Raw genomic sequence first — 14,799 nt, 5'->3', positions numbered from 1 at the left:
CCGGATGGCGCTTTTTTTTATTCCACATTACGACCTATCTATGTAAATTACTGTTGTCACACTTCAACAGGACTAAGATATGGATATCAGGCTCAAAGAACATTTTGAATTTGCTGCAGCCAAGACCTTACGGGCGGTAGATGCTCTGCCTGCACGGTCTAACCAGCACGAGATAGGCGGATTAGTTGAAGCAGGTTTGGGTAGGGCTTTAGGTCCCATAGCTGAAGAGAAAAAGACAGAACTACAATGCAAAATGTTTCGACTCACAGATAGTGAGGAACCCCCTACCTGTGTTGATACCCAAGTTACTTGGTACAATACCCGTGCCGGAAATGAGAAACGGGGACCTGAGTATCGTCTTTACTATCGCGATAATGCAGTTACTGAATGCTTAAATGAAGGTGACTTCATGCTTGTTGCGCTCAGACCAAATAAAGATTTAGTGATATGTTTTTGCCCCCAGGGAAGCCCGGTTGAATGGCAACTACGTGATTTGTTTGGCCTGAATAAAACCGGAGATTCAAAATTTCACTCGTCGGAGCTTAATTCTCGCACGCTGTTGGTAACTGTACAGATGTGTCTTGAGGAAATGGGCATCATTTTTGCGCAGGAAGGTGATGAGGATCAGTTGATACTTGAGCAACTCCTCGAAATATCACCAAATGGATTCCCTGCTTCCCGTGTATTTTCTAATTTGGCGAGGGAGAGAGTTGCAAGATCTTCATTAGATAATTCTGACCAAGTATTGATGGAATGGTTAGCACAAGAGGAAATGCTCTTCCGCGTGCTTGAGCGTCATATTGTAAAGAAGCGGCTCAAGGAGGGGTTTGGGCTGAATTTCGATGATGTTGATGAATTTATCAGTTACTCGCTCAGTGTTCATAATCGACGCAAGAGTCGGGTCGGACATGCTTTTGAAAATCATCTTGAGGTTGTATTTGTTGAAAATGGACTTCGTTATGAGAAAGGTGGAAAGTTTAACGTAACCGAAAATAATTCCAAACCCGATTTTTTATTTCCCCACTTTCGGGCCTACCATGACACATCATACCCTGTAAATTCGCTGTTTATGCTTGCAGCAAAAACCACCTGTAAGGATCGCTGGAGGCAGGTTTTGGCAGAAGCTGAACGTCTGAAAGAAAAATACCTTGTCACGCTCCAGCCGGGTGTCAGTGTTAATCAGATACAAGAAATGAAGTACCACAATCTACAATTAGTTGTACCCGAGCCGCTAATCAATGTTTATCCCCCGGAAGTGCGGGGAGATTTGATAACTCTTCAATCATTTATTAATTATGTGAGGCGCACACAAGTTTAAAACTGACTTTACCCGCTTTTCACTCAAAGCTCTTTATCAGTGTGCCACATATTCTGAGCGGGTAAGTCGAATTTTAAATGAAGGCTCCAGAACTGTGATTATGGCGAAAAGGTAAAAAATTGGTGCTATTTTCCCTTTTTTGGTAATGCATGCATTCAGTGCGTGAGCTTGCATCTAATCCTAAACGCCTTTTCTTGCGACCGTGCCACTGCAAGCATGCCTCGGGACTGCAGATGCACCTGCATTAAAAGCGACCCATCAAGCGGGCAGGCGTGGCGGGGAAAGCATTGCGCGCCAGATGATGTGTCAGCATTTAATTGTGTACGCCTGCGAGCCTCCTGACGGCGCTGCCGCGTCGCTGGCCTGCGGACGGGGTTGACTGATAAATGCGTTGCGTGTGGCGCGTCTGAGGCGGTCTGTGATGATGCCGCCCGGAGGCGGCATTTTTGGCGGGGGTTATTCTGCGAGGCTGTAATCTTTAAAGCGGATCACCTCCATTCCGAGCCAGTCGTTAATCTCTTTAAAACGCTCCTGCAGTGGCGACAGCTCGTTACGCACAAACACCTTTGCCACCTTTTCAACATCCCCCATTGAACCGATATTCTCGGGCTTGCCGCCCATCAGCTGGAACGGAACGCGGTGCGCATCGAGCAGGTCAGCTGCACTCACCTTTTTGATATTGAAAAAATCATCCTTCGTGGCGACTTCACTCAGTGGCACTATCTTAATGCCGTCCGGTTTTCCGTTGGGTGCATAGAAAAACAGGTTTTTAAAATTCCCGAGCCCTTTCGAATCGCGCATTGCGGAGCGCAGCGACTCAACGTCGGTACTGCTTTGCGCTGCGTCGGTCACGTACATGATGTAACCCGCGTGCGCGCCGTTCTGGTAATACTTGCGACGAAACAGCGTAGCCGACTCATTCAGCCAGGCGGAATTGAGTGCGCTCAGGTATTCCGGCATCCCGTAAAGCTCCTGATTAATATCGGGCTCTAGCAGGTGGAACACCGAGCCGGGCGCAAATTCGTGCGGGTGCGTAAAGCTCGATACGTACCAGTAAACACCCTCCTCGACGCCACGGCGGGTGTATTTGGCCGGGGAGGTTTCCAGCTTCATTAGCTGGCCGGTGACGCTCATGCGCTTTTCAAGGTAGCCGTTGGCAAAGACCAGATAATCAAGCACAAGGCGGCTGAAATCCTGACGCGACAATAACGGGTGTGGGATGTAGGTGCTCGCCAGAATATATGGCCGGTGAGGCTGACAACGTGCTGGAGCTTACAACCATCTACGCGACAAAAACGCAGGCGATGCGCGCCGCTCAGGCGAAGTGGGACAAAATACAGCGCGGCGTGGCGGAGTTTTCAATTTCTCTTGCCATTGGCCGTGCAGATTTATTTCCTGAAACGCCGGTTACGGTGAAAGGCTTTAAGCGCGTTATAGACGAACAGGCGTGGATAATCAGCCGGGTGGTGCATTCCCTCAATGGGAACGGCTACACGACAGGCGTAGAGCTTGAGGTGAAGGTGTCAGATGTGGAGTATGAGAGTGAAGAAACTGAATGGAGAGTTGAGTGTATCTATTTGTTTTAAATGTATAAAGTGGGTAAAATTAACGCATCGGAATCGTTAATAGGTGCTCACCATGTTTCACTGTCCAAAATGCCATCACGCTGCCCACGCGCGCGCAAGTCGATATTTCTCTGATACCACGAAGGAGCGTTATCATCAGTGTACAAATATCAACTGCAGTTGCACCTTTGTCACGACCGAGACCCTTTCACGTTTTATCGTTTCGCCGGGTGAGGTAGTGCCCGCGCCGCCGCATCCGACAACGTCAGGCCAGCAGCAGATTCACTGGATGTAATAGAGCGATAAGGTCCCGCAATATATTGCGGGGCTTTTTTTTATCTGATAATTTGTAAAGTCACAATGATCCTAACATGGCACTATAAATGTATACACAAAAAAACCTTTAATCATATCTATACAGGTAAAAATGGCTTTCAAACGTATTCATTGCTACACATTAACAATGTGTACTTTAAAATAGCAAAACTTTCAAATGCCAAAGATATACAATGTGGAAATGGATAAGGTTTTAAAGTAGTCAATATTTGGTCGAAAACAGTTTCATTGTATAGATAATTATAATACTTCAGGAGATAAAATGGCTCGTACATATGTTCAGCAGAAACCTCAAACTAATGAACAGCTCTTTGATTCTTTAGTGCTGAATGCCGTCGATTTTTTAGATGCTTCCATTGATAATTTAGATAAGCGACCTAAAAATTCCATCGTTGATTTTTATACTGCCATAGAGCTTTTTTTAAAAGCTCGTCTTATGTTGGAGCATTGGTCTCTTATACTTGAAGAACCTGGCAATGCACATATACAAAATTTTAGTGTTGGAGATTTTAAGTCTGTATATCTTGATGGTGCTGTTAAAAGGCTTAGAACTATTCTCGATATTAAACTAGGTGATAAGGTCATATCAAATTTTAAGGCATTGGGTGAACACAGGAACCAGATTGTACATTTTGCACATACGGAATATTCAAGTTTACAGGCAAACAAAGCTGGCGTAGTAGCTCAGCAGTGGTCCTCATGGCACCATCTGAACAATTTGTTATCAGTAGAATGGAAGAGTGATTTTGTAAAATACCAGAAAGACTTTGAGCGTATTCATAAAAAAATGCTTGCTCAAAAGAATTTTCTTGATGCACGCTTTGCTGAATTGTCCGAACGAATTGAGATTTTGAAAAAAAGAGGTGTTACAGTTGTTGCTTGTAATCAGTGTGGTTTTGACGCTGGTGAAGTAAAAGAGACGAAAAAATGGGGTGATGAGTATGAGTGCCTTGTATGTGAGTCTCATGATGTTGCATTAAGGAAAGTTAATGATATGCTAGATTGTCCTTTTTGTGATAAACCATTTGAATTCTTTAATTCAGAATTGAAATCATGCCCCTCATGTAATCATGAAATAAACACCAACATTTTAATTAAACTTTGCAAGAAAAAATACAAAAGTGGAGATGAGTGGTGGGAAAAAGGAGGTGATTACATTGCAGGTTGCCACGAATGCAAACACACTCCAAATTCAGTTTTTTATATTGATGGTCAATGGAGTTGTGTTTCATGTTTTGACCGAGGATGGTCTGCAATAAATTGCCCGCATTGTGATGAGTATGTGACAGGAGACATGGAAGAAATTAAATACTTCGCCTGTTACAAATGTGAGGATGCGCAGAGGGAATCAATTATATCTGAATTCGGTATGGCAAGATGAAAATGATTTCCTACTGGAAAAATACTGTAGATATATATGATGATGATGGTTTTGTTTTAATTATTGGATATTATGATCACAAAAATCAATATAATGGTGGAGACAAAGAGCTTGGTGTTCATTGGGGTACATATCCTCAATCGAGAGGGATTTTGAGTCCTTGCGTCATACCTGCATCAACACGCAGTGCAATTCTATCTGGGTTGCTACACAAAGCAGTAACTGCAGGTGATTTAAAGACAATATACTCATTAACAAAGGCCATTGAGTTCTTCAATACCTAACTTAGTAACATCCAATCCCATTATCTGTACATCAATTTAAAAAAGCCCTGCATTCGCAGGGCTTCTTGTATCGATGTGGTCAACATGTGGACATGACCTGAAATAAATCCTTTTATTTCATTGTGTTGAAACTTTTTCAAAAGCTCCTGCGGGAGCCTTTGTTACTGACGCGTCAAATATCCTTGACCCTTGGGGCTGTGCCATTCGCCTTTGCCATCTGGTTTGAGAGCGATGCTGCGCGTTCTGAATACGAGGTATAATTCGCCCTTATCGGTGATGAACGGCACGTTAGCGGTTTCAATCGGTTTACCATCAAACAAGTAACCCTTTTCGCGTACCACCAGTTTCAGTAAGCGCTGCCCGTTAGCGTCGAACATTTGCCACGTCCCAATGTAGGGCGTCACATCCATCTGGCTCTGCGGGTGTGCGGCCTGGTTCTGGGCTTTGGTTTTATGGATGTCACAGGTGCCATCGGCTTCGGTTAACTGGGTACAACCTGAGCGTTCCAGTTTTGCGCGGTATTTGGCGTCAATGGCATGTGCTGGAGCGGCGATAATGGCTGCCAGGCTCATGAGTGCGATGAGTCTTTTTTTCATGTGTAGCCTCTTTTATTTTGCTCGTTGCGATCGCGACGAGCATTGTTTTGCGGGTTTACGCACATGATTTTGCATGGCCTAAACCTTCTTTAATGAAGGATACAGCGGAAAGGTAAGCCAGTATTACCACTCGTAAGCGGCACCCATGCCGGCCACGAAATCATTTTCCGTGGTCGCAGAGACGGTCAATTTGGTGACGACCTGCTGCCCAATACGGGCTGATGCGCCGACGGCCAGACCTTGTTCGCTGTCATACGTCCCGGCGCCCGCGCCCATTGAGAACGTTGCGCCCTGAGAGACCTGCGGAATATTCGCCATTGCGGCGACACCTGCTATGCCTGCGGAAGCATGTTTACGGTTGTTATCGACAGTATTTTTCAGCTCGTTGAATTTGCTACCGTAACCGCGGTCAGCTTCCAGATCCTGAATTCGGCTTTCATGGTTTTGCAGTTTTGTGGTGTTAGCCGCAACACGCGTGTTTGTTGCGTCCAGTGCTTTACGGTTTTTTTCAGTATTCGCATAAGCTGCATCAGCGCGTGATTGAGCATATGTGCCAGTGTCTTCAGCGTGCGCGATCCCGGCCTGAAGCCCCTGAAAGTCCTTTCGTTCCTGGGCGGCGTTTTTCTGGATAGCGGTTCTGTTGCTCGTGATTTGTTGCTCATCTGCGTGCAAATCAATCGCGTTGGCTTTACCTGCCATTTCATTATCCTGGCGCGTCTGGTCAGCAGAATAAAAGGTCTGATCCACTTTGGTCGCCAGCGCGGCCGTGTTGGTTTTGATATCTGTCGAGTTCTGGACGATCGCGGTTTTGTTGGATGTCATTGATGCATTTTGCAGATCGTTGGTCTGTGTCAGATTGGCCAGTTTGGCCTCTGTGTTCTGTTTATTCTGGTCGTAGTCGGTCCTATCCACTTTGGTATTCAGCGCAGTGGTCTGTGCGACGATCGCAGTATGATTGGTCTGAATATCCTGGTGGTTAATACTCACGACAGTGCCGACGTCAGAAATGTGTTGATCAACTGCTGCACGATCGCGGGTGTAGTCGAGAATATCGACCTTGCGGGTAAGTGCTTTGTCCTGACGAGCTTGACCCTGCTGGTAAGCGGTCTGATCCACTTTGGTTGCCATGTCAGCCTGATTTGTCTCCACGTTAGAGACAATAGCGTTGAGATCGTAGAGATAATTTTGCGTAAAGCCCATGCGGAAATGGGAATCATCCGTTCCATCATAAAAATTGAACGTGCCCGTCACACCCTGAGGGCTTTGGATTGATGGCACAAAACTTCCCGCTGGCTCTGGATTCATCATCGGCATAAAGGGCGTTGCGAGGGCGGAGGTTCCGGCGAAGGTTGCAAGAATGACCCCAGAAAGTATCGTTTTTTTCATATGAAAACCTGTATCATTAACGTGTAAAGGTGCTAACCCGGTTCGTTTGGTCGCGGATGGGTTAACGTTTTTATTCAGCCGCTGGCTCTGTCTGGCGGCTTTTTTTATGAAGCGTTAAGGCTTCTGCAATAATTTCCTGCTTGCTTTGCCGCGTCTCAAAAGCGGTCTCTCTCACGTATTCGACGAGGCTGGATTCAATCCTTGCGCTTAACATTTTCAGGTCTGCATCTTTTGCAGTTCCCCGCGGGAATCTTTTGTCTGGATAATCACGAGATGGCATAAAAACATTCTCCAAAAGATGTCTTGTTAATTCGTGCTGTGAAATATGCGAGTGCAAAGAAAACAAGTCAACGTTGGCTAAAACGTGGTGAATTTGTATCTAATTAGTTAAAAAAGCGCACTTTTCTGGGGCGATACTTCGTGTGAAAGGAGAAGGGCTTGAATACGGAAAAGTACAAAAATGAACAGCAATAATCATTTTGTTTTGCATAGCGTGTAACCGATTTCACAGCTGTTTTGAACCGACGTTTCACTCTCCTCTACGAATCTTTCGTCTCTACAATGAATTACGATTTTTAAAACAGTGCGGAAATAAGTGTGAAACAAAATAAATTATGCAAATAATTGATTGTTTATGCACTTTATTGCAAATTTAACGCGTAATTGAGTCGCGACCGTCCTGTTCATTTTCTGTTTTATCCGTAACATTTATGCAAAATAGAGTGATAAAACTAACGTCAAAATAATCATGAAATGTTCATTTAGTTTGATTTTTGTCAGTTTTTAAGTGACCGTTAAATAGGTTTGCAGTGTTTTTAATGTATGCGTTTATGTTTTTAAAAATGATTTATAAGTAACTAGTTAGTGTTTATTTAGTGATTGGTTTTCTGTCATCTGTAGCCATGAAACAAGCCAGAGTTCAAGCAGGTTGTCTGTTGTAGATGGCGTGGTGAGTAAACCTTAGTGCGGGTCTTGCCGGGGCAGCAGAAGGACTGGTGGAGATGAGGGCGCTAATCACACTTATGAAGTGTTCTGCTACGTGGAAAGAGTGAGTGGAAAATGGCAGTTCTTATAAAAATCCAGAATATGTTAATAGTTTTTCTTTTTGGAGTAAAAGCCACTATGACAGATGTGCGTTATTTATTTCAGAAGTGAATAAGTTCGTTTTCGAGTAGTGATGCTAAAGTGTATGCGGTCATTATCCATGTAGTTTCTTGTGTTATCATTACCCGGTTGCAGCTTGCGGGAAGTGAATTACATGCATCACATTTTCTTAGAATTTACCGATCTTGAACCTGGCGTGAAGTCAGTAGAAGACCTGAAGTATGTTATCCGTGATGAAAAACAGACGGCCTTCGTCATGAGCGCTGTTGTCGCGCGCTTTATCAAAGATGCGCTTATCATGAACCAGACGATTACCAGCCTCAAAAACTGTCGTTTCGCCTTTGATGGCGGCGCTGAGTTTGTTGAGTTTGACAGTAAAGGAAAGTCTAAGACCTACACAGAACAGCCAGACTGGTTTATCACGCCGGGAGCGTTCGCACGATCGCAGTGGTTGGTTAATCATGAACTCCACGACCTGGCCACACCGCAATTTATCTCCACCTTTATCGAGATGTTCCCGGATGTGAAGAAGCGTCGCGAGCATTGTAATATCCTGTTTAACCTGCAGCTGACTGACGTTAATTCGCGGAGTAAAACGCTTTTAACGACCGGCAAACAGGGCAATAAAACCCGCAATAGCACTAAACCGAAGATCGTGGATTTGGGATCGTATGAGCTGTTCAGCCAGTTTTTTGCACGTCTTAAAAATGCCGTTGAAGCCGATATCTTCCCGACCGTGCAGGTTTTAACCGGCATTGATGATGTTGCTAAAGTGCCTGCCACGCTTAAGAACGCTGCACGCACCTGGTTTAAAGCTATCTCGTCTGAACTGCCGCCAAACAGTAAAAGAGTCGGGGCAGGGAATTCGGCACTTTTCTGTGCGCCTGTTCGCCAGCGGGTCCAGCAAATTGAGTCCTACGGTGTTGAGCGCTATTACCAGTTTCTGTCGAAAGCGATCGCTGAGGCCGGTGAACAATTCATCACTGATTTTAACGTGAAATTCCCCGCCTGATTCAGCAAAGGCACGCAGCCAAAATGCTGCGTGCCGTTGCTGTAATATCAGGATTGATTATGCTCGCGCCAGACGACGTTCAACGGTTTACTCAACGCTGTTCATGAAAATAAAAGTCGCTTTCTTGCGCTCGTACTGATTTATCTGAGGGACAAGGCGTTGGAAGTGTTCACTCGCACAATGTGCATCCAGCGCCGCGCGGTCAGGCCACTCTTCAATGAAAATGAAATGCCCGGCATCGTTCTCATCCACATACAAGTCATACGCGATGCACAGCGGTTCTCGCCTTGTCGCCTCGACCAGTTCGCGATAAAGCGGAAGGACGATCTCAACGGCCTCCGGCTGCATAAAATCTTCGGCAATCACTTTTAGCATGTTATTTCCTTAACAGCCCCGGCAGATTGGGCGGGACGTTGCTCATTTAAAATCATTGTGACTTCAACGAATTGATTCTATCGAATCGCCATCGGCACGATCTGTTCGGTAAAATCACATAACTGTATTTATATACAGTTATTGGCGGGTAAGCAATGATGAGTCATCTTTTTGGCGCGCCCTCAACACCATTAAGAAGAGACTTGTCGTGCGGCTCTCTAAGCCTGCAGGGAGTGTGCCACAACCCGGCGAAAACACCCATTTCCCAGGTTGCGTTCAGATCGGTTTCATCGTGATTGCCGTAACGACTATAATCCGGTCCGACGCCACAACCCGGCAGTTAACTGTGAGAGTGGGTAGGAGTAACATTGATATCCTTTAAGTTAACTTTTAAAATGTGACTTAATTACAAAATGGTCACTCGTTGTCAATCGTGGCTCATTGAGCTAAGCTGAAAAAATGACTAAACAGACAAATGATCTTCTTACGCGGGGACCTTCTGACCACAGTGTCCGTGACCAGGTCGTGGAGGCTGCCACCGCTCATTTCGGGCATTTTGGCTACGAAAAAACGACCGTTTCAGATTTGGCAAAAGCGATAGGCTTTTCCAAAGCGTATATTTATAAATTTTTCGATTCCAAGCAGGCTATTGGCGAAGTGATCTGCGCCAACAGGTTGTCACAAATTGCTGAAATCGTTAACAACGCGCTCACCGATGCGCCGACCGCATCTGAAAAGCTGCGGCGTTTGTTGAGGACGCTGACAGAAGCCGGAACGGATCTGTTTTTTCACGACCGCATGCTGTATGACATTGCCGCCGTCGCTTCCCGGGATAACTGGCCTTCTGCCGTGGCGCATCAGGCACGTCTTCGCCAGCTGATACAGGACATCATCCAGGAGGGCCGACAGGCCGGGGAGTTTGAACGCAAAACCCCGCTTGATGAGGCTGCTGAGGCCATTTATCTGGTCATGCGTCCCTACATTTGCCCGTTACAGCTGCAATACAATCTTGATTCTGCACCTGCAGCCGCCGTCCTGCTGTCGTCACTGATACTGAGAAGTTTATCACCGTAGTTGTGACTATTGACTTAATTGGTCACTTGAAAGAGTATGCGGGTATTGTCCTGTTAAATGATTAAGGAACCCCATGCTCCGGCTCAAACCCGCCACTTTTGCTGTCTGGCTGTTGCCGCTTGCCCTCGCGGCCTGCGGCGACGCCTCCAGCACCGACGATCCCCGTACGCAGCCTCCACTGGTGAGGTCTGCAACCGTTGTGAGCGCTGTCGATTCCTCCCGCGCCTTCACCGGCGTTGTGGTCGCCCGGATCCAAAGCGATCTCGGTTTTAGGGTGCAGGGCAAAATCATTGAACGTATGGTTGATACCGGCCAGAGCGTTAAACGCGGTCAACCATTGATGCGTCTGGATTCCGCCGATCTCGGCCTGCAGGCGCAGGCGCAGCAGCAGGCTGTGGCTGCCGCACGGGCGCGTGCAAAACAAGCGATTGCTGACGAGGGGCGTTACCGTGGACTGATCTCAACTGGTGCTGTGTCGGCATCGGCTTACGATCAGATTAAGGCTGCGGCCAATACGGCCAAAGCTGAGCTGAGTGCGGCTCAGGCACAGGCGAATGTGGCGCAAAATGCGACGGGCTACGCCGTGCTGCTGGCCGATGCCGATGGCGTGGTTGTGGAGACGCTGGCGGAACCGGGGCAGGTTGTCAGCGCGGGTCAGCCCGTGGTTCGTCTGGCCAGAGCAGGGCAGCGCGAGGCCATCGTACAGCTACCCGAGACGTTACGTCCGGCCCCCGGAAGCGCGGCCGAGGCAACCCTGTACGGTACCGGAAAACAATCATCTACTGCAAAACTGCGCCTGCTTTCCGAAGCCGCTGACCCTGTGACGCGCACCTTTGAAGCGAGATATGTGCTTGAAGGGACGCTGGCAAGTGCGCCGCTGGGATCGACCGTTACGCTCCATATTGCAGACCATCAAGCCGCCAACCAGGTGATGCAAGTTCCTTTAGCCGCACTCTATGATCCTGGAAAAGGCCCGGGTGTCTGGCGTATTTCAGGCACGCCCGCCAAAGTGTCATGGCGGCCCGTGCAGGTGCTGGGATTAGGGGATGATGCGGCCAGGATAACCGGTAGCCTTAAACCTGGTGAGCAGGTGGTCGCTCTCGGGGCGCATCTGCTGCATGACGGAGAGGCCGTACGCATGGCTGCACTGAGCGGTACCAGCACTGCCGGGAGTCAGCCATGAGCGGGGGGCGATTCAATCTTTCCGCGCTGGCCGTTCGTGAGCGCTCAATCACACTGTTTCTTATTATCCTGATCACCGTGGCCGGTATTCTCTCGTTTTTCGAATTGGGGCGGGCTGAAGATCCTCCTTTTACCGTCAAGCAGATGACGATTATTTCTGCGTGGCCTGGCGCCACCGCCCAGGAAATGCAGGATCAGGTGGCCGAACCGCTTGAAAAGCGTATGCAGGAACTCAAGTGGTACGATCGCAGCGAGACCTACACGCGCCCCGGCCTGGCTTTCACCATGCTGTCACTGAAGGACAGCACACCGCCTTCGCAGGTGCGGGAAGAGTTCTATCAGGCGCGCAAGAAGCTCGGTGATGAAACCAAAAACCTTCCTGCTGGGGTTATCGGGCCGATGGTCAATGATGAATTCTCCGACGTGACGTTTGCGCTCTTTGCGCTGAAGGCGAAAGGGGAGCCGCAGCGGCTGCTGGTACGCGATGCGGAATCATTACGCCAGCGAATTTTGCATGTGCCGGGGGTTAAGAAGGTCAATATCATCGGTGAACAGGCTGAACGCATTTTTGTCTCGTTCTCACATGACCGTCTGGCCACGCTCGGTATTTCGCCTCAGGATATTTTCTCCGCTCTTAACAGCCAGAACGTACTCACGCCCGCTGGGTCGATTGACACTTCAGGGCCGCAGGTCTTTATCCGCCTTGATGGTGCCTTCGACAAACTGGAGAAAATCCGTGAAACGCCCCTCGTCGTACAGGGCAGAACCCTGCAGCTTTCTGACGTGGCGACCGTTGAACGAGGCTACGAAGATCCGGCGACCTTCCTGATCCGCAATCAGGGTGAACCGGCGCTGCTGCTGGGCATTGTTATGCGGGACGGCTGGAACGGTCTCGATTTGGGTAAGGCACTGGATGCGGAAACGGCCAACATCAATGAGAGCATGCCGCTGGGTATGACGTTTACGAAGGTCACCGATCAGTCCGTCAACATTAGCGGCTCCGTTGATGAGTTCATGATCAAATTCTTTGTCGCGCTGCTGGTGGTGATGGTTGTCTGCTTCGTCAGTATGGGATGGCGAGTGGGTATCGTGGTTGCGGCCGCCGTGCCGCTAACGCTGGCAATTGTCTTCGTGGTGATGGAGGCCTCCGGTAAAAACTTTGACCGTATAACCCTGGGCTCTTTGATTCTGGCGCTGGGTTTGCTGGTTGATGACGCTATCATCGCTATCGAAATGATGGTGGTGAAGATGGAAGAGGGCTATGACCGGATCAAAGCCTCGGCCTATGCCTGGAGCCACACGGCGGCGCCGATGCTGGCCGGCACGCTGGTCACAGCCGTCGGTTTTATGCCCAACGGGTTTGCCCAATCCACCGCTGGTGAATACACCAGCAACATGTTCTGGATTGTGGGGATCGCCCTAATTGCCTCCTGGGTCGTGGCGGTGGTATTTACACCTTATCTTGGCGTGAAAATGCTGCCCGATATCAAAAAGGTTGAGGGCGGACACGCGGCTATCTACAACACCCGTCACTACAATCGTTTTCGCCAGGTGCTCACGCGCGTTATCGCCCGTAAGTGGCTGGTGGCGGGTACGGTGATTGCCGTTTTTACGGTCGCGATACTCGGCATGGGGCTGGTGAAAAAACAATTTTTCCCGACTTCCGATCGTCCTGAAGTGCTTGTCGAAGTGCAGATGCCCTATGGAACGTCCATTGAGCAAACCAGTGCGGCAACCGCGAAGGTTGAAGCCTGGCTGAAAAAGCAGAAAGAGACAAAAATCGTGACGTCTTATATTGGGCAAGGTTCACCCCGTTTCTTTCTGGCTATGGCGCCGGAACTGCCCGACCCTTCTTTTGCGAAAATCGTGGTGCTGACGGATAACCCGGAAGCACGTGAGGCGCTGAAGTTCCGTCTCCGTGAAGCCGTTGCCGCGGGCCTGGCGTCTGAGGCGCGCGTGCGTGTGACTCAGCTGGTGTTTGGTCCGTATTCGCCTTACCCGGTGGCCTACCGTGTCGCGGGGCCGGATGCGGCTCAACTGCGCGGAATTGCAGACCAGGTAGAAAAAGTGATGCAGTCCAGCCCGATGATGAGAACCGTCAATACTGACTGGGGGACGCGAGTACCGGCGCTGCATTTCACGCTGAATCAGGACCGTCTTCAGGCGGTGGGGTTGACATCGAATGCGGTGGCGCAGCAGCTCCAGTTCCTGCTGTCAGGCGTTCCGATCACCTCAGTGCGTGAAGATATCCGTTCGGTGCAGGTGATGGGGCGCGCGGCCGGGAATATTCGACTCGACCCAGAAAAAATCGCCGGTTTTACTCTTGTCGGTTCTTCCGGCCAGCGCATTCCGCTGTCGCAGATAGGGGAGGTTGAAGTGCGTATGGAAGATCCTGTTCTGCGTCGTCGCGATCGTACCCCGACGATGACCGTGCGGGGAGACATTGCCGAAAATCTGCAGCCGCCGGATGTCTCTACAGCCATCATGAAGGCGTTGCAGCCCATCATTGATACGCTTCCTGCCGGATACCGCATCGAGCAGGCGGGGTCTATTGAGGAATCCGGGAAAGCTACCCAGGCGATGGCACCGCTGTTCCCGATTATGATTGCCATGACGCTGTTGATCATTATCCTGCAGGTGCGGTCGATGTCGGCGATGGTGATGGTATTCCTCACAGCGCCACTGGGGCTGATTGGGGTGGTGCCCACGCTGCTGCTCTTCAACCAGCCGTTTGGTATCAATGCGCTGGTGGGACTGATTGCGCTGTCGGGGATCCTGATGCGTAACACTCTGATTTTAACCGGACAGATTCATCATAACGAGCGAGAAGGGATGGCGCCATCCCACGCGGTCGTGGAGGCGACGGTGCAGCGCGCACGACCGGTATTACTCACGGCGATGGCGGCTATTCTGGCGTTTATCCCGCTGACGCACTCGGTGTTTTGGGGAACGCTGGCTTACACCCTGATTGGCGGGACGTTAGGCGGCACTATCATTACGCTGGTGTTCCTGCCTGCGATGTACGCCATCTGGTTCAACATTCGCCCCGAGCAACCAACGCCTGAAGACGTGAAATCCACGGCATAGCAGTAACGTCAGTGCGGGCGTGATGACCCAGGAGGGAATTCACGCCCTTTAAGATCGGTTTGTTAAGTCATTCCAGATTGGATTATTTCGCTGAACAGG

Annotated in this window: 12 protein-coding genes and 2 pseudogenes; 9 read left to right on the top strand and 5 right to left on the bottom strand. The window is 49.1% G+C overall.

What is annotated here, in order from left to right; all coding sequences use genetic code 11:
- The first annotated feature begins 79 nt into the window (after nucleotides 1-79).
- Complete coding sequence (locus AC0LWE_RS03515) at nucleotides 80-1,318, top strand: type II restriction endonuclease (RefSeq protein ID WP_219346640.1); 1,239 nt, start codon at nucleotides 80-82, stop codon at nucleotides 1,316-1,318.
- Nucleotides 1,319-1,774: 456 nt separating this feature from the next.
- Here AC0LWE_RS03515 and AC0LWE_RS03510 read toward each other — a convergent pair.
- A pseudogene (locus AC0LWE_RS03510) lies at nucleotides 1,775-2,557 on the bottom strand (phage portal protein); the annotation flags it as partial.
- On the opposite strand from AC0LWE_RS03510, the pseudogene AC0LWE_RS03505 reads away from it, so the two are divergent.
- The 4 genes and pseudogenes from AC0LWE_RS03505 to AC0LWE_RS03490 form a co-directional block, all read left to right on the top strand.
- Nucleotides 2,554-2,904 (top strand): annotated as a pseudogene (locus AC0LWE_RS03505) (phage late control D family protein); the annotation flags it as partial. The pseudogenes AC0LWE_RS03510 and AC0LWE_RS03505 overlap by 4 nt on opposite strands.
- A gap of 52 nt (nucleotides 2,905-2,956) precedes the next feature.
- Nucleotides 2,957-3,178: a DNA-binding transcriptional regulator gene (locus tag AC0LWE_RS03500; protein ID WP_219346639.1), complete on the top strand. Its 222-nt coding sequence runs from the start codon at nucleotides 2,957-2,959 to the stop codon at nucleotides 3,176-3,178.
- 303 nt (nucleotides 3,179-3,481) lie between these two features.
- The gene (locus AC0LWE_RS03495) at nucleotides 3,482-4,600 is read left to right on the top strand and encodes a hypothetical protein (protein ID WP_219346638.1); all 1,119 of its coding nucleotides are present in this window, start codon (nucleotides 3,482-3,484) and stop codon (nucleotides 4,598-4,600) included.
- Entirely contained in the window at nucleotides 4,597-4,884 is a 288-nt protein-coding gene (locus AC0LWE_RS03490; protein WP_219346637.1) for a hypothetical protein, read from the top strand. The genes AC0LWE_RS03495 and AC0LWE_RS03490 overlap by 4 nt, the downstream gene beginning before the upstream one ends.
- Before the next feature lie 161 nt (nucleotides 4,885-5,045).
- Here the strand turns inward: AC0LWE_RS03490 and AC0LWE_RS03485 are convergent, their stop codons facing one another.
- The 3 genes from AC0LWE_RS03485 to AC0LWE_RS03475 form a co-directional block, all read right to left on the bottom strand.
- Nucleotides 5,046-5,480 carry a hypothetical protein gene (locus AC0LWE_RS03485; protein ID WP_219346636.1) on the bottom strand — a complete coding sequence of 145 codons (435 nt, stop codon included), beginning with the start codon at nucleotides 5,478-5,480 and terminating at the stop codon, nucleotides 5,046-5,048.
- A gap of 123 nt (nucleotides 5,481-5,603) precedes the next feature.
- Nucleotides 5,604-6,866, bottom strand: a complete 1,263-nt coding sequence (locus AC0LWE_RS03480; RefSeq protein WP_219346635.1) for a YadA-like family protein — start codon at nucleotides 6,864-6,866, stop codon at nucleotides 5,604-5,606.
- A gap of 70 nt (nucleotides 6,867-6,936) precedes the next feature.
- The gene (locus tag AC0LWE_RS03475; RefSeq protein WP_219346634.1) at nucleotides 6,937-7,146 is read right to left on the bottom strand and encodes a hypothetical protein; all 210 of its coding nucleotides are present in this window, start codon (nucleotides 7,144-7,146) and stop codon (nucleotides 6,937-6,939) included.
- Nucleotides 7,147-8,124: 978 nt separating this feature from the next.
- Here AC0LWE_RS03475 and AC0LWE_RS03470 point away from each other — a divergent pair.
- Nucleotides 8,125-8,982: a hypothetical protein gene (locus tag AC0LWE_RS03470; protein WP_131487482.1), complete on the top strand. Its 858-nt coding sequence runs from the start codon at nucleotides 8,125-8,127 to the stop codon at nucleotides 8,980-8,982.
- A gap of 87 nt (nucleotides 8,983-9,069) precedes the next feature.
- Here AC0LWE_RS03470 and AC0LWE_RS03465 read toward each other — a convergent pair whose 3' ends face one another.
- Nucleotides 9,070-9,357, bottom strand: coding sequence for a putative quinol monooxygenase (locus AC0LWE_RS03465; protein WP_202666845.1), 288 nt, complete (start codon nucleotides 9,355-9,357; stop codon nucleotides 9,070-9,072).
- 459 nt (nucleotides 9,358-9,816) lie between these two features.
- Between AC0LWE_RS03465 and AC0LWE_RS03460 the strand changes: the two genes are divergently transcribed.
- The 3 genes from AC0LWE_RS03460 (at nucleotide 9,817) to AC0LWE_RS03450 (ending at nucleotide 14,700) form a co-directional block, all read left to right on the top strand.
- Entirely contained in the window at nucleotides 9,817-10,431 is a 615-nt protein-coding gene (locus AC0LWE_RS03460; RefSeq protein ID WP_202666844.1) for a TetR/AcrR family transcriptional regulator, read from the top strand.
- Between the two features lie 73 nt (nucleotides 10,432-10,504).
- Complete coding sequence (locus AC0LWE_RS03455; RefSeq protein WP_202666843.1) at nucleotides 10,505-11,614, top strand: efflux RND transporter periplasmic adaptor subunit; 1,110 nt, start codon at nucleotides 10,505-10,507, stop codon at nucleotides 11,612-11,614.
- Nucleotides 11,611-14,700: an efflux RND transporter permease subunit gene (locus tag AC0LWE_RS03450; protein ID WP_219346633.1), complete on the top strand. Its 3,090-nt coding sequence runs from the start codon at nucleotides 11,611-11,613 to the stop codon at nucleotides 14,698-14,700. Before AC0LWE_RS03455 ends, AC0LWE_RS03450 begins: the two co-directional genes overlap by 4 nt.
- Nucleotides 14,701-14,799: the final 99 nt, after the last annotated feature.

It is taken from the genome of Lelliottia sp. RD5 (assembly GCF_056032945.1).
Note: the sequence above shows the minus strand (reverse complement) of the source record. Positions and strands in the feature narration are given on the sequence as shown.